5 protein-coding genes are annotated in these 22,707 nt (G+C 51.6%); 3 read left to right on the plus strand and 2 right to left on the minus strand.

Features of this window, described 5'->3' with window-relative positions:
- Nucleotides 1-272: 272 nt before the first annotated feature.
- The gene (locus ACN0YH_RS25955; protein WP_417382515.1) at nt 273-1,283 is read right to left on the minus strand and encodes a Gfo/Idh/MocA family protein; all 1,011 of its coding nucleotides are present in this window, start codon (nt 1,281-1,283) and stop codon (nt 273-275) included.
- A 262-nt stretch (nt 1,284-1,545) separates the two neighbouring features.
- Here ACN0YH_RS25955 and ACN0YH_RS25960 point away from each other — a divergent pair, with 262 nt between their 5' ends.
- The 3 genes from ACN0YH_RS25960 to ACN0YH_RS25970 are packed head-to-tail and all read left to right on the plus strand — an operon-like array spanning nt 1,546 to nt 7,687.
- Nucleotides 1,546-4,419 (plus strand): PSD1 and planctomycete cytochrome C domain-containing protein, encoded by a 2,874-nt coding sequence (locus tag ACN0YH_RS25960; protein ID WP_417382516.1) that lies wholly within the window; start codon nt 1,546-1,548, stop codon nt 4,417-4,419.
- Between the two features lie 5 nt (nt 4,420-4,424).
- Nucleotides 4,425-5,888: a DUF1501 domain-containing protein gene (locus ACN0YH_RS25965; protein WP_417382517.1), complete on the plus strand. Its 1,464-nt coding sequence runs from the start codon at nt 4,425-4,427 to the stop codon at nt 5,886-5,888.
- Nucleotides 5,885-7,687, plus strand: coding sequence for an amidohydrolase family protein (locus ACN0YH_RS25970; RefSeq protein ID WP_417382518.1), 1,803 nt, complete (start codon nt 5,885-5,887; stop codon nt 7,685-7,687). The genes ACN0YH_RS25965 and ACN0YH_RS25970 overlap by 4 nt, the downstream gene beginning before the upstream one ends.
- Nucleotides 7,688-7,876: 189 nt before the next feature.
- Here the strand turns inward: ACN0YH_RS25970 and ACN0YH_RS25975 are convergent, their stop codons facing one another.
- Entirely contained in the window at nt 7,877-22,240 is a 14,364-nt protein-coding gene (locus tag ACN0YH_RS25975; protein ID WP_417382519.1) for a choice-of-anchor D domain-containing protein, read from the minus strand.
- Nucleotides 22,241-22,707 lie beyond the last annotated feature (467 nt).

Raw genomic sequence — 22,707 nt, forward strand, 5'->3', positions numbered from 1 at the left:
AGGCGGGAAAGTATGGAGTGAATCACAGACAGAAATCTACTTTGACCGGGCAGCCCCTTCAATTATACGTGCCATTAACTCACACGTGACAAACACATAAAGCAACACTTAATTGTACAAGGATCCAGACGCTTCGCAAGGAATATCGTTCCACACCCTCTATGTTGATTTCCATACAACAAAATCTAAAAGCAAACTGGACTTTCAGATCTGAAAAAGAAACTACCCAGAAAAAAACAGGCAGCTGGCATCCACTGGAATCATTCACCGCTTTAAAAGGTAATCACAGATCCCGTCCGGGCAGACTCTGTTGCTGCTGCCATCCAGGCGACAGCGGCTTGAGATTCCCGGGGAGTAATCCGCGCGGGCCGCTCACCTGTCCGCACACAGTCTGCGAAATACCGCAGCTCTTCCTGCAGCACTCCCAGGTAACGGCCGAACGGACGAGGCCAGTACATCGTGTCCGGCATCTTGACTCCTTCTGCATCATGGATCGTCAGCCCTGCTTCACCACAGTTAATATAGATCGCTCCTTTCGTGCCGATGATTTCCATCCGCGCATCAATCGTATAAGGCGTCGACTCCGGTAGATGCCAGACCGACTCCACCACAGCGACGGCACCATTATCGAGTCTCGCAATCGACCAGCCTCCATCCGGATACTTGTTCTTGCCGGGATGAACTTCCTGCGCATAGACGGTGGAAACGCTCGCACCACTGAACCAGAGCATCAAATCCGCATCATGAATTCCATCCCCCATCAAAGCGGAAATATCATCGAGCACTGTTTCACCGATTGTCTTCGACAGATTCCGCCGCGCATGCATGGAGATAATATCACCGATACGTCCCTCATCAATCGCCTGTTTCGCCAGCGTCACACGTGAATCAAAGCGACAGATATGCCCCACCATGAATAAACCGGCAGCGTCTTCAGCTGCAGCAACAATCTGTTCACAGTCCGCCACTGTCGCTGCCATCGGCTTTTCCAGCAGAACATGCTTCCCACTGCGCAACGCTTCGATGGCAATGTCGCGATGATCATTAATATGAGTGGTGATACTGATCACATCGACTTCCGGATCAGCCAGCAGTTCACGGTAATCCGTGTAACGCCTCGTGACTTGCAGTCGATCACCTACTTCATTCAGGCGTTCTGGTCGTCTGGTGCACAGCGCCGCCAGTTCAATTCCCGTAATCTCCGCCAGGTTGTCAGCGTGAACTTCGCCAAACCACCCCAGACCAATTACTCCCCAGCGAACTGTTTTTGACGGGCTCATCATACGATCTCGTTCCTCTCGAATCATGAATTCAGCGACTTGTGTTAACTCACATTTTCCAAACTACCGCAAACCGGACCTCTCGTCCATCGAACCACGATCTGAATGATCCCGACAATTAACCCAGCCATCGCAATGTGAATCCCATCCGCAGACCGTTTCTGAGACCCGTTTCAGGTCGTTTTTGTCTTGTATGCCCTGCCCGCTTCGCGTAGGATGGAGAGAACAACACCTGCGTTCCTCACCCCACCTGCCAGCGTTAAATATGATGCTCATACGATTTCTAATTCCATTGCTTGTTGTTGTATTTGTTCCAGGTCTGAGCCGGACAATTCATGCCGCAGAAAAACCGCTTCTCTTTGAAAAAGAGATTCAGCCGGTTCTCGCTGCGAAATGTGGCAAATGTCATAGCGAGAAAGTTCGCAAGGGAGGTCTCGATCTCTCGACCATCGCCGGCGTCCATCGTGGAGGCGAATCAGGAGAGTCTGCCCTCGCAGAAGATGTCGATGACAGCATGCTCTGGATCCTGGTCGACGGAGGAGACATGCCACCTGAGGGACAACCGCAGTTGACGGAAGCAGAACGCAAACTGATCCACAACTGGATTGCCACCGGTGCCAAATCTGAAAAGCCCCATCAGCCCGAAGAAAAACAAATCACACAGCACGATGTCCTTCCCATTGTGCTCCTGCGCTGTACTGCCTGCCATGGCGCGCGATTGCAGCGAGGCGGCCTTGATCTGCGAACTCCTGCCAGCATGCTTAAGGGAGGCAATCAGGGGCCGGCGTTTATCGCGGGTAATCCCGATAAAAGTCTGATGATCAAACGCGTTGAAAGTCATGCCTGCCCTCCCCAGGAACAGCTGTTGAAGTTTTTTGTCAAACGTCCCCCCCCGTCAGAAGTCGAAACTCTACGCGAATGGATCGCGGCGAAAGCGCCGATTATCGATCCCGAACCGGAAGTTGTCGGTTTACAACCAGATCCGCTCGTCACGGAAGAAGACCGCCAGCACTGGGCCTTTCAAGCCCCCCAGGCAAAGCCTGATATCAAATCCATAGATCAACTGATTCTCAAACAGCTGCAGGCACACGAACTGGATTTCTCACCCGAAGCCAGCCGTGACACCCTCATCCGCCGTGTCTATCTGGATCTGACTGGCATCCCTCCGACACTCGAAGAGTGGAAACAATGGCGCCATTCTGATGATCCCAACTGGTACGCATCCATGGTCGATCACCTGCTCGCTTCCCCCCGGTACGGAGAACGCTGGGGTCGGTACTGGCTCGATCTTGCTGGCTACGCGGACTCCGAAGGGGGCGTCTCTTCCGACCCGCTGCGGGCAGTCGCCTGGAAATACCGGGATTATGTCATCGACGCCTTCAATATCGATAAACCCTACGATCGTTTTCTGCTGGAACAGATCGCCGGCGATGAATTAGCCGACTATGAAAATGTACCAGTCATCACAGAAGAAATCGTCGACAACCTCGTCGCCACCGGCTTCCTGCGAATGGGCATTGACCAGACCGGTTCCCGCACAATGAATTTTGTCCCTGAACGCCTGGGGGTGGTCTATGATGCCATCAATGTCATGGGTTCCTCGGTCATGGGTCTAACGCTGGAATGTGCCCGTTGCCATTCGCATAAATACGATCCACTGCCACACCGTGACTATTATCGTTTCAAAGCCATCTTCCAGGGTGCCCTCGATGAATACGACTGGCTGTCCTTTAAAAACCGTTCCCTGGAGCTGGGCACTCCCGAACAGCAAAGCCGCGTCAAACAGACGAACCCGTTGTTCAGAAACAGACTGAGTAAACTTGACAAGAGTTATAAAAAAGCCATCGCCGCACAACAGGTCGCTATGCTCCGCCAGTTCTATCCGGATCAACCCGCTCAAGAACAGCAGGAAACCCTGCAGGCCTTAAAGATAGCTGATAACACCCGTACGCAACGTCAGCGGATTCTGGTCGAGAAATTAAGAATTGCGGAAACCATGCCCGAGTCGGAATTCTCGCAACCGGTTCAGGAGGCATTGCAGCATGTGGCTTCCATCGAAAAGCAGAAAAATGAAGTTCAGCAACAGATGGAACCACCGCTCACGATTCGCGCGCTCTGGGACCGCGGTGAACCCTCTCCCACTTACATCCTGTTGCGAGGCGAGCATGATCAACCTGGTCGGCAGGTCGGTCCCGGTGTCCCTTCGGTCCTCACCGATGGACGAACTCCCTTCACTGTCAAACCACCTTTCCCGAACGGAACCGCCAAGACCGGCAGACGGCTGGCTTTAGCACAATGGCTGACTGCCGAAGATCACCCGCTTACTGCACGAGTGATGGTCAATCGAATCTGGTACCACCATTTCGGCACAGGTCTGGTTAAAACACTCGAGAACTTCGGCGTGAAAGGGGAACGCCCCTCTCATCCGGAACTGCTTGACTGGCTGGCTGTCCGGTTTGTCGAACAGGACTGGAGCATCAAAGCCATGCACCGCCTGATGCTGAATTCGCGTACTTACAAACAATCCAGCCACATTACTCCTGCGATTCAACAGCATGACCCGCAGAACCGCCTGCTCTCACATATGCCGCTTCGCAGAATGAACGCGGAAGCCCTGCGTGACTCAATCCTTGCCGTCTCCGGTAAACTCGATCCCACCACCGGCGGTCCCCCAGATACAGTCACCGTCGATCGCAACGGTCTCGTCAGCGCCAACGCCACCAGCAAAGGTGGCTGGCGGCGCAGTGTCTATTTGCAGTATCGACGCACCCAGATACCAACGATGCTGGATACGTTCGATTACCCGGAAATGGGCCCCAACTGTGTCTCACGGAATGTCTCTACCGTCTCACCACAATCCCTGATGCTTTTAAATAACGAACGCGTGCATTCGCTTTCTCATGCATTCGCCAGCCGGGTTCGCCATTTGCTGCCCGATGATCAGAAACAGGATCAGGGTGCTCAAATCGATCTGGTCTATCAACTGGCCCTCAGTCGCTTACCCAGTAAACAAGAACGCCAGTTGGGACAGACGACCTTGCAGGAACTGGAAACCCACTGGAAGGAAACCCCTGAAGCCGCTCTCGATACCTACTGCCATACAATTCTCAACTCTGCCGCGTTTCTATACATTGACTGATGAATATGAACAGCCAGCCTGAACCACTTTCCACCCGTCGAGACTTCTTTGCCCGCACCAGCGATGGTGTCATGGGTGCCGCCCTGACGCATCTGTTATGCCAGGACTTTTTTGGTGGCACTGCTGCACTTGCGAAGGAAGCCCCACACGCACCGCAGCAGTTCGACCTCAAACCCAAACAGCCACACCATCAGCCTGCAGCAACTTCGGTTATTCAGCTGTTTATGAATGGTGGTCCCAGCCAGATGGATCTGTTCGACCCCAAGCCGGTTCTGAACAAAATGGACGGTAAACCATTCCCGGGTAACATTGAAGACCTGGGAAATTCGAATACCACGAGTATCGGCGAGATGCTGGGCGGGCAATACAAGTTCGCCCGACACGGGGAATCGGGAATGTGGATGGCCGACGTCCTTCCCGAGACAGCAAAGATGGCGGATGAACTCTGCCTGATCAACTCCATGTGGACCGATCACCCCAATCACGATAATGCCCTGTATAAAATTCACAGCGGCCGCTTGTTCATGGGCTATCCCACCCTCGGCTCCTGGACCGTATATGGCCTGGGAACCGAAAACCAGAACCTGCCTGCGTATGTCGTACTCACCGATCCTCTGGGCGCTCCCAAAAACGGCACGCGCAACTGGACGTCCGGTTTTCTGCCACCCACATACCAGGGAACCCGTCTGCGGCCCACCGGTTCGCCAATTCTGAATCTCAAGCCACAATACGACCAACCCTCGGCTGTCACCGAGTCTGCACGCAAATTGCTCAATCAGCTCGACTCCATCCACCGCGAAAAACGTCCCCACTACCCCCTGCTGGATGCCCGGATCGAATCCTACAGCCTTGCCGCTCGTATGCAGATGTCAGCCACGGAAGCCCTTGATTTATCAAGCGAAACACAACACACCCTCACAGACTACGGTATTGGTACTAAAGAAACTGACTCCTACGGCAAACGCTGTCTGCTCGCTCGCAGACTGGTCGAACGGGGTGTCCGTTTCGTTCAGATCTTCCTCGAAGAACAACCCTGGGACAGCCACGCCGACCTGGCCGCCAATCACCGCGCCATGTGTCAACGGACCGACAAACCGGTTGCCGGTCTGCTCCGCGACCTCAAACAACGGGGCCTGCTCGACTCCACCCTGGTGATCTGGGGAGGCGAATTTGGTCGCACACCCACCACACAGAAATCCGCCAACGGTTTCTCGGGCCGTGATCATAACATGCAGGCCTTCACATCCTGGATGGCAGGTGGTGGGATTAAAGGAGGCACCACCTACGGCGTCACCGATGAATTCGGGCACAGCGTTGTCGAAAACCCCGTCAGTGTCCACGATTTCCACGCCACCATTCTCCACCAGTTGGGACTCCATCATCAGGAACTCTTCTATACTCGCAGCGGACTCGAAGAACGCTTGACTGGAGTCAATCCACCTCGCGTGGTCAAGGAGATCCTCAGTTGAACCACCCCGAGTGTGAATTCAATCGACGTGACTTTCTGACGATTGCAAGCGCCGTTAGCCTGACAGCTTCCCTGGGAATCAAATCCACACAGTCTGCAGAGAACCAGCCCCCCGGTATCAAGATCATCGATACCAATGTCAGCCTGTTTCAATGGCCTTTCCGTCAACTTCCGCTTGAAGATACACAGACACTGGTCAACAAACTTCAAGGTCTGGGCATGGAACAGGCCTGGGCAGGCAGTTATGAGGGCATTCTGCATCGTGATATCACATCTGTGAATCAGCGACTGGTCGTCGAATGCCGACGTTTCCCACAATTGGTCCCCATCGGTTCTATCAATCCTACACTGCCTGACTGGGAACAAGACCTGCAGCAATGCAGTGAAAAACATCAGATGCCCGGCATCCGCCTGCATCCCAACTACCACGGCTATACCCTTAAAGATCCGCGTCTGCTGACATTATTACAACAGGCCACCGCTGCAGGACTGTTCGTTCAACTTGCTGTCTCTCTCGAAGATATCCGCACTCAGCATCAATCACTGCAGGTTGCCGACGTAGAGCTTTCACCACTTCCGGAACTGGCAGAGAAAGTTCCCGGACTCAGATTGCAGCTCCTTAATGCGAAACCCCGCCCCGACCTGATCAACAAACTCAGCCAGGTACCAGGTATATTCTTTGATACCGCCCGCGTGGAAAGTACCGATGGGGTGCCTGCACTCATGGAGCGTCTCCCTGCAGGACGCGTCCTGTTCGGTACACACGCACCGTTTCTGATTCCCGAAGCGGCATTGGTTCGCGTCCATGAATCTTCAATTCTCGATACTGCAGCTCTCAATTCCGTGCTGGCAGACAATGCGACCCAATTCCTGGCTGTCAGTAAACCGACCCCGGATTCGCCTGCAAAGTTCAGGGTCAAAAAACAGGATTCAAACAAACCGACTCTCCCGATTCAAATTAGCGGTCTGCCTGCCAAAGAAGTGCTGGAAGAGTATCACATCTGGGATTCGTATTTCACTCCTGCACATTCCCATCCGGGCCGAGATGGCAGCAGCAGTCTGATTACAGAAATTGATCGGGCGATGCCCGCCATCAAAGCCGGAAAGTTCGAAAAGCTCTGCTATTTCCCACATGTCGGCATCGGTACAACCACTGACAGGGAACTGGAACAGAAACTGAAATCGCATCCGGAACTTGTGGAAGGGCCGCTGACACGCTGGCCTGATCTGCTGCTGGGGATGATACAACTCAACGCCAATAATGTGCCCGCCTCGCTCGACGCCCTCAAGCGCTGGTTACAGGACGGCCCCATGCGCGGCGTCTATTTTCCGGGAGGCGGACCGGCGGCACTTACTTGCACACATCGGAATTTTGATCCCCTCATCGAGCGCATTGCAGACTTGAATGGCGTGATCATGCAACATACCTGGTTCATCACGGGAGGCAAGAAGAGCCAGGGAATGTCAACCCCTTCCGAACTCGCAGTGCTGGCAAAACGCTTCCCGCAGCAGAAATTTATCTGCGCGCATTCCGGGGGCGAGTGGGAACGTGGCATTCGCGCAGTCCGCGATTCAGAAAACATACTCGTGGAAACCTCAGGCTTCGACCCCACCGCCGGCTTCATTGAAATGGCAGTGCGTGAACTGGGAGCTAACCGCATCATCTTCGGCAGCCACCTGCCTTCGCGTTCTCTGGGTACCGAGCTATGCAAAGTCACGGCAGCACAGATTTCTGAAGCAGACAAACGTCTGATCCTCGGCACCAATTTTCGCCAACTCCTGACTCCCGGTTCTGAGTAAGACCGACTGCAGTCAGACGAATACGCCTCTTATTAAAAAAACAGTCCCCGAAAACCAGAAGTTTTCGAGGACTGTCAGTCAATATTAAACTAGACTGTGTCCAGTTTTACTGTAGCGTCTCCAGGGCCATTTGGACCGAGTATCATAGATCGGGAGACGCTATGGTTAAATGTGATGCGATCTAGCGGATTAGTCCAATAGAGGATTATCCCCGTCAGCCACACCGCTGAAGAAATCGTCGATCTCGGGCAGATGTCGTTCTGAGGCATCCAGAGCATCACTCATCAGCGAGTCATGATCATCAGCATGATCGTGACCCAGAGCGTGTCCCATTTCATGCAGCATGACGGTTAACAGGTCCATTTGACCAAAGGCGGCACTACCGGCACCGGCGATCAAATCCCCATCCGCATTCAGGCTGAACTCACTGCTGTCGAACGGCGTGTTATCCACAAACCAGCCATAGCCAGCGGCGTTGACATCAATCAGAATCGTGGTCGTAGTCGCTGCCCCCAGCATTGCGTCAGGCAAATCAGTCAGAACAAAATTGACTGACTCCAGCAGACTGATTTGAGTTTCACTTAAGCCTGTCGCTTTCCAGTAATTCAAAGCAGCATCTCGAACGGAATCCAGGTCCGATTGAGTAATCGCAGGAGCATTTGTAGAACTGACGCCTGCTGCTGCCATCAGGGGACCCGTGCGTTCGATGCGAATAGCATCGGCCCGAATTCTTCCATCAGCAGCATTGTCGGTCAGTTCGACAGAAACCGAACCACCCGCTAATACACTCACGGTTCCCAGAAGCTCCCAGTTCGTACCATCACTGGTCAGATCATTGGGGGCAATTCCCTGATTGATCGTAATCGGGCCACCAGCGTTGATCGAGTATTCGGCATTCGTAGCCAGACTTGGGTGTGCAGACCAGGAAGCATATACATTATATGTACCAGCAGGCAGGCTGCTGAAGTCCCAGGTTGCAGTTCCGTTAGCACCAGTATTCAACTGCTGAGTATCACCCTGGAAATAGGTCAGCCAGCTTGTCGAGTAGAAGCCGCCTGTGGTGCTGAATCCAGCATCGCCGTCGTCCACAATCTGTGCGGTTGTCATCGTGGCAGAAAGATCAATCGTGAACGGGCTTTCGTCACTATCATTATTGGGAATAGTCAGTGTCCCGCTAAACAGCCCGCCAGCTAGCGTCGTATTATTAAATTCGACTTCAAATGTCGTCGATTGACCAACGAATAAAGTGGTTGTTCCAAGCGGTGTGGAAATACTGTAACCAGCGGCAGCGGGTGGAATGACCGCCGACAGATTCAAAGTATCGGTTCCCGTATTCGTAATCGTAAAGGTCTGGAACAGTGATTCTCCATAGAAGGTGGTTCCCAGATCAATACTGCTTACACCATCAACCAGGTTCACTGCACCTGCCTGAACTTCGATTTCCGGAGCAATTGAACCGGACGACAGTACTGCCAGACGCATTGCATCAGCGGCCAGATGACCGTTTGCCCCATCATCCAGTAAAGTAATTGTTAAGGTGCCGCCAGCCACCTGGAAATCACCGAGCGTTTCCCAGTTCACGCCACTACCATCAACAAAATCGTTGGCAGCGAAACGCTGATTCAGAGTCACGGTGATATCGCCACCCAGAATTCCTGAAATCACAAACTGAGCATTGGTAGCCAGACTACTGTGGGCAGCCCAGTGTGAAGAGAGATTATAGGTCCCTGCTGCCAGGTTGGTGAATTCCCAGCTGGCCGTATTCGTGCCAACCTGATCACCACCGTACAGTTCATCCTGGTCATTTTCGTAATAATCGTAGATCGATGTAGCAGACCGTTCAAGCCAGTCACCACTGGTACTGTAACCCAGATCTCCATTGTCGATAATCATCGATCCCGCTGCCGACCCGGAAACCATGAAGTTAAACGGATTCGCATCGGAAGAATCAACAGCGAAGGTAACCATACCACTGAAACTGCCTGCTGAGCCGGCATCCATCCGCAAGGTAAACGTAGTAGAAGCACCGGGTGGCAGATTGTTCGTCCCAAATGGACTTGCGAGACTAAAGCCAGTGGGAAGAGGGCTGATCGGACCGAGTGCCATGTCTCGCTCACCGTAATTGGTCACAGTGAATGTTTTAAACACAGGAGCTCCCACGATCGTATCGTCAAATTCGACCGAGCCACTATCTTCAACCGTACCGCCATCCACTTCGACTTTGATCACAGGATCCACAACTCGATAGATGCGTACTTCGTCAGCGTAGACGACACCATCAGCCAGATTAGATAACTGAACCGAGAGTGAATTTCCTGTTATGACAACAGGGTCACCGATATATTCCCAGTTAAGCCCATCATCCAGGAAATCGTTGGCACTGGTCTGATGACTCTTCAATACGGTAACCGGAACAGATCCACCAAAGATGGTATAGGGGGCATTTGTGGCAGCACCCGCTCCATTCATGGAGAAATCAGGCGAGACATTCCAGTGCGCTACGACCTGGTAACGGCCTGGTTCCACATCAAAGTCCCACGTCGCTGTACTGCTACCGTCTCCGCCAACATACTGTGTATTGCCGGTCAGGAAGAGAGGGTCGCCAGCATTTCCTGGAGTATAACCATTCCAGGTACCGACCTGGGTGAAATCGGTATCGTTAATTCCTATCGTTGCAGGACCTGCTTCACCACGAACCGTAAAGTTGTAGGGGTTTTCGTCAACATCACCCGTTGTAAATGAGACCTGACCGAATGTGGTACCGTTCGTTCCGCCGTCAAACTGAATCTGGAAGGTTTCAGAGCCACCGCCGGCGATCGATACCGGAGTTGTATTTGTTCCGAACTGTGTAGTGGGTGTGGGAATAATGCTGAAACCTGGTGGGAATTCAATCAGTCCCGTCACATTCACAGGATCTGCAGACAGATTAGTAACGGTAAATTCAATAATCACGGGAATTCCAGGAATGGTGCTGCCGAAATCGACCACACCAGTGTCATCATCTACCACGATCGGGCCACTGCCAAGATCGTAGGTCACTTCCAGATCGGGTTCTGGCAGATATTCGATGCGAATTGCATCCGCAATCACACCGTTAGCGAGTGTGAAATGATCACGAATAAAATTACTGGCTTCGTTAGTCAAAGTGACTACCAGTTCGCCCGTTGCATCGACAGCAAATGAGGTGCTCAGATCAAACCAGGATGTTCCATTTTCGATGAAGCTGGAAGGTGCCACACTCTGATCGACAACGATATCAGCTGTTCCCGCTCCGCCGTCCAGTGAGAATGGTGCATCGGTCACTCGGTTATAATATTGAGACCAGGTCGTTGAGACACGGTAGTTTCCTTCAGCCAGTCCGGTGAAGGTCCAGGTTGCAGTATCCGTTCCAGCTGGTGGGGTAGTACTGCCGGGTGCATTGGGAATTGCCGCAGTGACATCACCTTCGTATCCACGAGAACCTCCATTATCAGCGGTGGAGTAGTTCGTAAAAGTTCCCGTCGCAGTAAATTCTCCGACGTCTCCATCATCAATAATGACGACATTCGAAACCTGACCATCCAGCAGAATATTGAAGGTCGCTTCGTCTACATCGTCCGTATCAAACGAGAAGATACCGGAACGATCACCAAAGGTATCAGACCCCATGGTAATCGTAAATGAGATCGTATTACCGATTCCGACAACCTGAGGCGTCAGACTGGTTGTATAACCGGCAGGTACTGAAATATTACTGATATTCAGGTCGGCTGAGCCATTATTGGTAATTTCAAAAGTACGCACAGCATCGGTCAGCAGTTCTGTAGGACCAAACTTAATTCCGTCTGGATGACCGTCTACAATCAGTGCCGGAGGCGCCAGAGCATCGGTCACATCCACAAGTTCAATCTCGGGGCCGGCAGAAACACGTTCAATCCGGATCGCATCGGCGGTAATTCCCCCATCGGCCAGATTCGTCAACATCACGGTCAGCGTCCTGCTGGATATGGTAACGGTATCCAGAATTTCCCAGGTGGTGCCATCAGCCGAATAATCATCTGGAGCCAACTGTTGATTCAAGTCTGTGGTCCCCAGATCAAGGGCTGTAGAACCGATTTCAGTGCGCGACCCGTCATAGATCGTATAGGGAGCATCGGTTGCCCCTAAAGGCACGTTTGATGGACTCGTAGTGGCAGGCCAGGTGACGGAAATGCGATACTCGCCAGGAGTCAGACCAAAGAATTCCCAGTAAGCCTGTGCGGGTCCGGTGCTGAATGGAGTTTGAGGGTGAGCCACATAGATATCATCTTCAAACCCGATACCATTGGTCAGAGAAGTATTCCCCAGAGTATACCAGGGCCAATCACCTGTGAAGGTGAATCCGGGATCACCGTTATCCACGATGAAAGCGGGATTATCTTCAAATGGTGTTACATTTTCGAAGTTGAGATACTGGACTGTTCCCACACCATCGGCGGTCAGTGAGAAGCCGGTGTCGATGACTTCCTGTCCCTTGGAATCGAAGTCCAGGAAGTCCGTCCCCCCCAGCCCATCAGCAGAACGCAGAACCGGAGGCCCGTCAATCGGGAAGTTACCATCCTGCGACAGTGGATCAATGAAGATCGTATCATCACCCTGGCTGCCTACAATATTTTCCATGAAACTGGGGTTCGTAACAGGCTGCTCAGGAATAATCTGTTGCAGTGTAACAGTACTGCTGCCGAATACAGTCTGAGCCACGTTGAGAAGATCCACATCAAAAGTGATACCGGTACTGGCAAAGCGGAAATCAATTGTATCGTTACCGTGGATGTCAGTAATGACATCGGCACTACCGCCAGCCCCGGGTTCCATCAGGAACACATCATTGCCGCCATTACCGCTGCCAATAATTCCCGAGACACCAACGGCGCCCACGCCACCACCCACGCCAAAGCCACCACCATCCAGGTTGTCGCTCCCTAAGCCATCACCCAGGATGTTATTGTCATTGTCGCCGGTGATATTATCGTTGCCATCACCACCAAAGACGTTTTCAATGCTGTTGTCATCGTCACCGCCACCGGCCCCAGCTTCCAGGTCACCACCAATATTAGTGGCAGTTCCCGCAAACAGGTTGACTGTCACGCCCGTGCTGAAGTCCCGGTAATCCAGGCTGTCATTTCCGCTGTCACCGTCCAAATTCCCGGTCAGGCCGGCTCCGTCAGTCAGGTCGAAACGATCATCCTGTGTACCACCAATCAGGTTCTGGAAGTCAGTGAAATCCAGACGCTCTTCCGCTCCACTGGCTGTCGCATCTGCACCGATCGTTGGCCGACCACTGTTCAGATTAGCTCGATCCGCGATAATAAAACCTTCATCAGTGGATGTGATCCCCCAGTAGTTGTTCAAGTCGGGGCCTTCCAGCACATCATCATTACTTAAGGTTCCCACCAGATTATCAATGTTATCGAAGGCCAGGCTGGCAACTCCGGTTCCCAGGATACTTCCATTCAATTCGCGTCCTTCGAAACCGTCAATAGTACCAGTATTGGAAAGAGCCACATGCACAGGCGGGGTGTAGCCATTGTAGTCGATCGTGTCGACTTCTGAGCCACCATTGATGAAGCCTCGCAGCACGTTAGTGCCCAGGAAGAAAAATTCATCCAGGCCGGCGTTACCGTTTAAGCGAGTATCGACGCCCACTGGAGTGCTATTCTGCAGGTTGAAGTCATCATCTCCGCCTGAACCATTGATGTTCACATTATTCAGGTCAAGCTGTGCTCCCAGATTCACATTGATCGTGTCATTGCCGCCAGTTCCCGTCACATTCAGATTGTCAATATCCGTAAATGTGACATCGAGAACAGGAGAACTGATCAGATCTTGAATCGTTGTGGATGTTACTTCAAATGTATCACCGGTAACATCACCGGAGTCGATCAACGTCAGTGTGTCAGTTCCAACAACACCATCCTCTCCAAAGACCTGGATGGCGGCGTTAATATTATCAACAGTATTACCAGCATCAAAAATCTGGAATAGATCGTTACCCGCTCCACCCAGTAATGTGACGTTGGTGACTGTTGTGACGGGAGTGGACCGCACACGGATCGTGTCATTCGCGGTATCCGTGCCATCCACATTATCAGCATCCAGTTCGACATTGGACAGAGTGGTATTTTCATCCAGACCAATCAGATCCAGTAGCTCGGCCCCCGTTCCGGAAACAACCTGCAGATCATTAAAGCCATCAAACAGTACATTGGTAAACTGCATATTACCGGTAATTTGTGAAATACCGTCTGCAGCGGTTCCGTCATCGTTAATCGCGATACTGTTCGTATCAGGAGTGGAAGAAGCATCCACGCGTAATCCGCCGGTCGCAGTACCAAATAAACCCACACCTTCCAGACGGGCAAACGACAGCCCCAGATCGATATCAGCTCCTGCTATGGCTGCAGAAGCAATGTTACCGCTGCCCAGGCCATCGACGGTATCTGCAAAGTAACCCGTATTATGATCAGTTATGAAATTTACATTGATGGCATCTGTACCCGCTCCACCATCATAGTGAATCGTGATATCCGTTACCGTAAAGGGAGCCGCCCCTGCAAGTGTTGTGTTCAGGAATGTTTCTGCGGACGAATTCAAGTGCGCCCCGTTAGAGCCAGGAATCACTGGTCCTGCAGGAGCCGCGGTCACAAAGAGAGGCAGTCCGCCAGCAGTTTCATTGATATTCAGCGTATCATTATCAGTCGAACCAAGAACCGTAAAGGAACGAATATCTGCGTCGTCGCCCGTGAAAAAGTTGTTGGTGTTGATATCCAGTACCAGGTTCGTACCACCGGCGTCCAAACCTGCATCAATCGTATCGTTACCCCCATTCTCGAAGCCAGAAGCTGCCATATCCAGCACCAGGTGATAAGTCACACCAATGGAGTTGACGTCTTCAATGCTGTTGTAGGTGACAGCCTGGCGTGGATCAGGGTTAAAGCTGAAGGTCCCCGAACCGGCGGAGCCTCCCAAGGTCAGCACGGGTGAAGTCAAACCGGTCAGGTCGATATTCAGCGTGTCACCGGGAATCGTAGGCAAGGCAGGGCTTCCGCCATTAACGGTAATCGGCGATGTTCCCGTGGGCAGAATATTGAATATGTCGTTGTCGTCCCCACCATTGATGGTCGTCAGGGTCGCATCAACATTACCCAGCAGGTTTACGATCGCACCGGCAGCATCTGGATCCCCGGCACTCGGATCAACGTTGATCTCAATGGTAGTCGCAGCCCGGACGGTACCCGTCAGTGCCAACGTGAAGTCATCGCCAGAGTTCAGAATGACATTGTCGCCGGTTGATTCGACAGTCACACCAGCGTTGATCGTCATAACATCCAATAGGCCGCCTACATCCGTTGAGGTCAACGTGACAGTCCCCGAGCCACTCACATTGCTGGCCACTGTCAGCGGACTGGCCGCGATAATCGTGACTGTTCCATTCGCTGGTATGGTACTTGTAGCAATCACACCTGCGGGGAATGCACCGACCGTACCAATCGTCAAGTCACCTGAATTTCTGACCGAGATCTCACCATCGAAGGCTCGTGCAGCGAGTGTGGTAACAGCAGTGTCGATATCATCACCGATCCCGATGGAGGTCGCGGCTTCCAGATACACACTGTCTGCTGTAATTAAATTGTTTCCGGCTGCCGTATTGTCCAGAATTGCTCCTGCCGCTGAATCAACGGTAATCGTCCCCCCGGCACTTTGCAGATCGGCAAGCCGGATATCACCGGTTGCAGCCACATTCAGATCTCCACCGTATGCGTTGACCACGCCTCCCTCATTCTGAGTGAAGACACCACCCACGGGACCAGCAGCATCTGCTGTCAACGTCACAACCGCTGCGGCTGTGGTATCGATCAGAGAAGTTGCACCGAGAATCAGGTCATTGTCTGCCCGCAAGGTAATGGCACCCGCTGCCGTCTGTACTGTTCCATTCACGGTCAGATCATTGGCAGAGTCTACCTGAATCGAAAACCCGCCCGTATTTGAGATCGTCGTGGCAGCATTCAAGACAAAATCATTAACGGTGTTTTCCAGTTGCAGGTTGCCACCGGAGGCGGCAATACCTTCCGTCACGGTCATGGTACCACTTGAGGTAATCCGCGAAGGTGCCCCGACAGTCAGTCCAACAATTCCACCGGTAAACCCGATGTTGAGTGTTGCTGCATCGTCAACTTCCAGTCCTGCTCCGGTATTTGCTTCCAGAGCGGTAATCGTTGTTTCCAGAGCATTTCCTACGCCCGCTCCGGTGCCGGCATTCAGTGTCGCATTGACGGCAGAAATATTGTTCCCCCCGGCATTGCCATCGGTAATCGCACCATTGGTTGCCGTCACTGTCACATCAGCCGTGGAAGTTGTCAGCAGTTCTAGCTGAACGTTGTTATCCGCTGTCACTTCCAGAGCACCGGTCCCTGCGTCAAACGTAGTTCCAGTGCCCATTGTGATCGAACCGCCGGCTGAGATCAGTTCAACCAGTCCTGCGCCGGTAGAAGTCACATTTTCCGAGTTCTCTAAATCAGCATCAGTGGTCAGACTGATGCCGGTTACTGCTTCCAGGCCATCAATGAGAGAACCAGCAATCCCGCCAATCGTCAAAGTCGCGCCACTGGTGTTGACGACATTGATGGCGCCATCGGCATCTGCTTCGAGATTGTCAACGTTAATGTCAACGGCATCCCCGGCGCCCCCCACATCAACGGTTGCAGTCAGAACCGCCGTAGCAGCAGTCAATTCGTCAGCGGCACTTGAACCGCCATCGGTAATCGAACCACCAGTCGCGTTGATCACCGCATTACCGGTGGTGGTCACATCCGCATCAAACACCACGTTGCCGCTGTTAACCGTCAGATCGCCTGAACCCAGATCAGTGGCGGCAGCCTGGAAGATGACTGTATCATCGGTGCCGGCTGTCACAATCAGGTTGGCATCAAAATTGGCATCGACGCCTTCGATCTCCACGCTATCGACACCGCTGCCCGCGGTTGTGATGATGGTCACGGTGCTCAGAGTGCTGTGGTCAAAGGTGACCAACTCACCCAGAGTGGAACCGATCAGAGATTCATCATCGTTTGCGTCGCCGTCATCAGACAGGGTAATCGTTTCACCTGCACCGGTGAAACTGAAAATCCGATTGGTGGCGGCAATCGTATCCAGAACCGGTTCCAGACCGGTGTAGGTAATCGTGGCGGTTCCTTCCCCATCATAGAAGACAAAACCATCGTTGGCATTCGTAAAGCGATGTTCGACAGTCGTGGCATCGCCGCCCAGAATCTGGAGCCTGTCGCCGACGCCTACACCGAGATTGCCTTCACCATTGAAGAAGATACCGTCTGTCGGATCAAACAGATCTGAGCCACCAGTAGGTGTAATCCCGGAATTGTCAATAATCAGCGTATCGTTGCCATCACCACCATTGAAAGTGAAATCGGTGATGTTATCCAGGTTAATGATCGGACCACCATTGATCCGATAGGTCCCGGCATTGGCACTTGTCGCGCTAATTGTGAGTATGTCATCGCCAGCCGTTCCTGTAACGGCAACACTTCCACCAAACGTGAGGCTTTCGATTTCATCAAAGACTACATCCTGGAATCCGCCCGTCGCACCAATCGTGCCTCCATCAAGTCCAGATGGTGAGAGCGTGGAAATTTGCCCCCCTGGGGTTAGATAAGTCAACGAGTCTGCAGGCATCGTGGGAGCTGCGGGATCCCCGCCGAAGATATTAATCGTTGTGGATATATTGGGATTGACCGTAATGTCATCTGCGTCGGATCCGGAATAAAATGTCAGATCTTCCAGGTCTTCATAACTGAGAGTCACGGCACCAGCACCGATTACCGTACCAACCCCATCCCCCGTATTCTGGATGATAATGTTGTCGCCGGTCGCATCGCCTGAATCATCCACGATCAACTCGTCATTACCTCCACCCCCCAGGAATGTGAAGAGCGACTGAATGCCGTCTACAGTACCACCATCGTTAGAGGGACCACCATTACTGTCAATGATGACCTGATCAGCCTCAGCCCCACCATTCACGGTGATGTCTGTTCCCGCAATCAGAATTCCATTCAGGTTAGCTACACCACCCGCCGCATCTGGAACACCCCCAAATGGACTATCAATGTTGAGAATCAGATCTGCCGCAGCATTTAAAGTAACTCCCGTAGCCAGATTCAAATTATCACCGGCGTCTAAATTGAGATTTCCACTCGTAGTGGTGACTCCTGCATTGACGTTCAGATCCTGTCCTGCGCCAGCTGCGTCAATGGCTCGCAGGTGACCAATCGTGCCTGCAGAAACAGCATTCGTGACTGTCAATTGGCCGGTCGTGGTTAGGAAAACCGTGCTATTGTCAGCATTGATACCACTATTGACTCCAATGAGAACACCTACGGCACCAATTTCTAAATCACCCGCGTTGTCGATGGTAAAGCCACCACCTGCAGCACGGGCAGCCAGGGTATTCACATCGGTATTAACACCGGAAATCCCCCCCCCTGCACCATCTGCAACCAAAGCCACGCGATCGGCCGTGATCAGGGTCGTATTCACGTTATTGATGCCACCACCGGTGGCAGTCACCCGCACTTCACTGGTTGTGGTCACTTTCACAGATTCCACATTGAATGTAGCAGTTAAATCAATTTCACTGGTACCGGCATCAATGGATCCGACTACACCAAATGTAATATCGGCAGCATTGGCGTCAATATCCACGCTGCCCGTGGTCGTGAAAGCACCATTCACATTGACCTGGCCACCAGTCAGGTTGAGAATCCCTGATCCGATATCTACTGTACCCGTATCAATGGTATCATCAGTGCCCGCAGTCACTGTCAGATTCGCATCGAAATTAGAATCAAGGCCGACAATATCGACCAGATCTGCCCCGGACCCGCCGGACAGTTCAGTATTGATGAAGATGTTATCAGTTGGATTGAGGAAGGTGACAACTTCCCCGAAGATATTGGAGTCAATGCGAGAAGTCCCGTTCGCAGCTACACCATCATCGGACAGCGTAATTATTTCAGCTGCCCCGGTAAAACTGAAGGTCCGGTCCCCGGCGACAATCGTATCCAAGACTGGTTCCAATCCCGTATAACGGATGAAATCTGTCCCAGAACCATTAAGTTGAACACTACCGCTACTGTCACTGGTGAAGATATGCTCGACCGAGTTCAGGCTTCCCCCCAGTAATTCCAGTGTATCAAAACCACCGGTACCGCCATTAAACTGAATCTGCAGCGGGGTGGTATGATCGATGCCGGTCATATCAATGCTCAGTGTATCATTCTCACCATCTTCCCCATTGATCACCAGAGTGCCAGCCAGTGAAGCCAGTGGAGTTGAAGAGATGATGCCCCCGGTATTCACATCGGTAATCACAACATTGCCACCGACAATTGTGAGTGAATAATTATCAGGGCCGTCATCATCAGGCAGATCGACTTCAGGCGTGGAATCCACCATATGAATCACAACATCGTTACCGTCACCCCCAACATAGGTCAGGTAGGCATTCAACCCGCTACCCAGGAAATTTGTGAAGTTATGACCTTCAGGGAAGCCAATGAAAGTTCCTGTGATTCCGTCGGCAGCGTCATTATCGATCAATGTAAACTTATCACCATCGACTGGAGTATAAGTACTGGACAGATTTAGAACGGCATCGTTCAACACAACAGCCCCGTTGACGATAAACTGGTCATAACCGGAACCAGCGGTGGTACCGTTAATTTCGATATCAAGTGTATCATCACCATTTAAAATCAGATCACCGTTAATCACCACCTGACCGGGACTGTTACCAGGAGCGAGAGTAATATTAATTCCGGTAGCGTCTACATTACCCGTATAGGTTCCGGCAAGAATATTAATCGTCGCACCATAGGCTACACTATCAATGGCTTCTTGAATACGACCCGTTAGTCCGGTCTGTTCGCCTAGCGTGGTTACATTTACCACTGAGAAATCACCTTGGAAACCGGCTGTTCCCCCAACTGTATCCACGCCATTATCCAGATAGGAAGTGAAGTCGACCTTCGAAGCGTCGCCAACAACACCGTCGCTCATCATGGAATTGGCGATGGTTGTTGCGTCTATGATGCCCCACCAGTTGCCGGAAGCGTCGACAGTATCTCCACCGTAATGAGCGATGAGGTTGGTGAGCGTTAAGGAGTCAAAAGAGTTGTTATGAGCGGCTACATCGGGCGTGCCATTGGAAATGTTATTTAAGACGCCGATACCTTCCGTTGAGTTGCTGAAGGCGTTGCCTTCGATAGTGACATCAGCAACGTAGTCATTGGCGACGCCTACGAACACGCTATGGATGTTGTTGCCGAAAATATCTACATTCGTGTTGCCATGGTTATGAATACCGGCGACCCAATCGTAAATTTCGTTGTTCTGGATCGTGATGTTGTCGTTATTTCCATTAAATGTGGAGAGCACACCACGACTTTCGACTCCCGTTCCCGGGCCTTCCAGAATATTGTTCTCGATCGTATGCCCCGTGGTGCCGTTGGCCATGAAGACGGCAGATTTACTGCCAACGCCGGCCGGACCGGTCCCTTCGACGATCTTGAGTCCGTCAATCACGACATCGTTCGCAAAGAGACGAAACCCGCCGGTCAGTTCACTTTCCAGGCCGCGAGCACCAGGGTCAACCCCCGCAGCAATCCCGGCATTGGCACCTTGGATCGTCACGGAGGTATTCACGATCACATCTTCGGCATAAGTTCCGGCGGCAACATTAATAGTTGCTCCCGATGTTGCCAGATCAATCGCTTCCTGAATCCGTCCCACAGGCCCGGTCTGCGCTCCCAGAGCAGTAACATTTACCACTGAGAAATCACCCTGAAAGCCAGCTGTTCCACCGTCTGTATCTGTATCGCTATTGAGGTAAGAAGAAAAGTCAACCCCCACGGTCATCAGACCTGCGATAACTCCTTCATCAGAAGTCCCCCACCAGTTGCCGGAAGCATTCACTGTAGCACCAGGGCCATTGAGCACACCGATCGCATTATTGGTAATGGAGTTATTATTGATATTCAATTGCGCGCCGGGAACCAGACCACCAGGCCCAGACATCGGACCGGATGTAGCAAAAACGCTTACCGCACTGTCAAAACCGCTGATGAAGTTATTGGTGGCATTGATAATAGCGGTCGAGGAAACCGGCCCCATATCTGCATTATTGGTATCTACAAACAGGGCAGATGTCTGAACGCCACCTGTATTAGTATCCGTCAGTGTATTGCCATTAATGGTAATATCATCTGATGCGCCCATCAGTCGGATACCATAGGCTTCTGTGGCACCACCTGAGCTTGAACCAGTGAAGTTGATTGTATTCTCGTTAATGACAACCGGGGCGTGGCTGATACCAGATTGTAATGAGACATCAATTTGCCCCCAGTTTTGAATCAGACTTTCAATGGCGCTATTGAAGGTATTCCCGGTAATCGTCACACCGGCTTCCAGAGAAGTTCCCTTACTGTTGAGCTGAATGGATAGTTTTTCGGAATCTGTGAAAGTGTTGTCAGTAATAAAGATATTTCCGAATGCAGTTCCGGAAGTGCCATATTTATTGTTCAGAATAATGTCCCGCGAGTTATCCTCAAAGATATTATTGCTGATATTAGTGCCTGTTATGTTGTCGCCAGTCAGTTCTTCAGTATAAATCCCTTCAGACGACATGTTATGAATGGTGGAATAGGTTAACTGCAAATCAGCCAGATAGCCCAGACCGGTAGCGCTGTGACTCTGTTGATAGATTGCGCGACCTAAACCATCAAATTCTGTATTGTCGATGTCTACACCATCACCAATAGCAGATTGCGCAAACCGGATACCCACACTGGCTGTTCCGCGAAACAGACTATTAGCGACATCCAGATTGGTCAACGTGGTTCCATTATGTACTTCAATTCCATAACTGCCGATATCGATAAAATGAACATTATCGACCTGGAGATTATCAACTGTCCCATCCAACAGATCAACGCGAATCCCCTGTGTCGCATTCTGCAAGGTCATGTCCTGAAAGCTGACATTATTGGCAGTCACTGTAAACAGATTGCCGGTACCACCAACAAACGTATTAGCTGTTCCTGCCCCAATAAATTCGATGGCAGTTCCAACGGTGACATTCTCATTGTATGTGCCGGCAGCAATATTAATGATGTCACTCAAGTCGCCACTGGATGCAGCAGCAGTAACCGCGTCCTGAATCGTGTCAAAGACATCCGTCCCGAAAATCAGCCCTGTTGTCTCGCCGGCTTCACCAGACGCAAAAGTGACAGTATCACCCGCGTTTAAACCGTCTGCCCCCGGGTCATTCGTGATCACCAGGGAGTCATCGACGAAGAACGTGGTCAGCAGCGTGCGATCTTCGAGCGCTTCTGTTGTGGAGATCTGATTATGGACGATTGACTGCCAGCGTTTGCGGATGTCGCGGCGATCGCGGGATCGAAAAACACGGCGTTTTGAAATTCGGGAAGTGAGTGTGTTGAGCCAGTTCGTCAGTAGCATCCTGTCATTCCTTCGTAAGTGAATCAAAAGTCTCGGGGGATGAGAATATTCGCCTCAAACTTCTTATTTTCTAACTGTCTAATGCCTACAGGTAGTGTTTTTAATCCTGAACATCTCTGCTGATATCTTCCAAAACACAAATAACTCTCTACCTGCGCATTCAACCTATTTTCATTTAAGATAATAGGATTAACCAATCTGTGGAAGGATTTCCACTATAAAATGGGTCTTCTATCATAATTTTAACAATTTGGGGGCTTTTGATGATAAAACTACTATGTAGGGTTTTTTCAACAAATCACCTATACAGATTCGGCCATTTTTGAAAATTTTTCTGGGTGAGAGCGTAAATAATTTGGCCTGATTGCAAACCGATTTCGGATGGATCCATGACTATTTTCTCAATCAGCCACTCTGAGGTCCTGTTTCCGAAGAGAGAGTCATAGTCGGATCAACGAGTTGCAATA

Origin of the sequence: Gimesia sp. (assembly GCF_048262075.1) — a bacterium.
Classification (GTDB): Bacteria; Planctomycetota; Planctomycetia; order Planctomycetales; family Planctomycetaceae; genus Gimesia.

What these genes read in the sequence shown, in the direction of transcription:
- ACN0YH_RS25955 (WP_417382515.1), bottom strand. Translation starts at nt 1,283, where the DNA reads ATGATGAGCCCGTCAAAAACAGTTCGCTGGGGAGTAATTGGTCTGGGG.
- ACN0YH_RS25960 (WP_417382516.1), top strand. Translation starts at nt 1,546, where the DNA reads ATGATGCTCATACGATTTCTAATTCCATTGCTTGTTGTTGTATTTGTT.
- ACN0YH_RS25965 (WP_417382517.1), top strand. Translation starts at nt 4,425, where the DNA reads ATGAACAGCCAGCCTGAACCACTTTCCACCCGTCGAGACTTCTTTGCC.
- ACN0YH_RS25975 (WP_417382519.1), bottom strand. Translation starts at nt 22,240, where the DNA reads ATGCTACTGACGAACTGGCTCAACACACTCACTTCCCGAATTTCAAAA.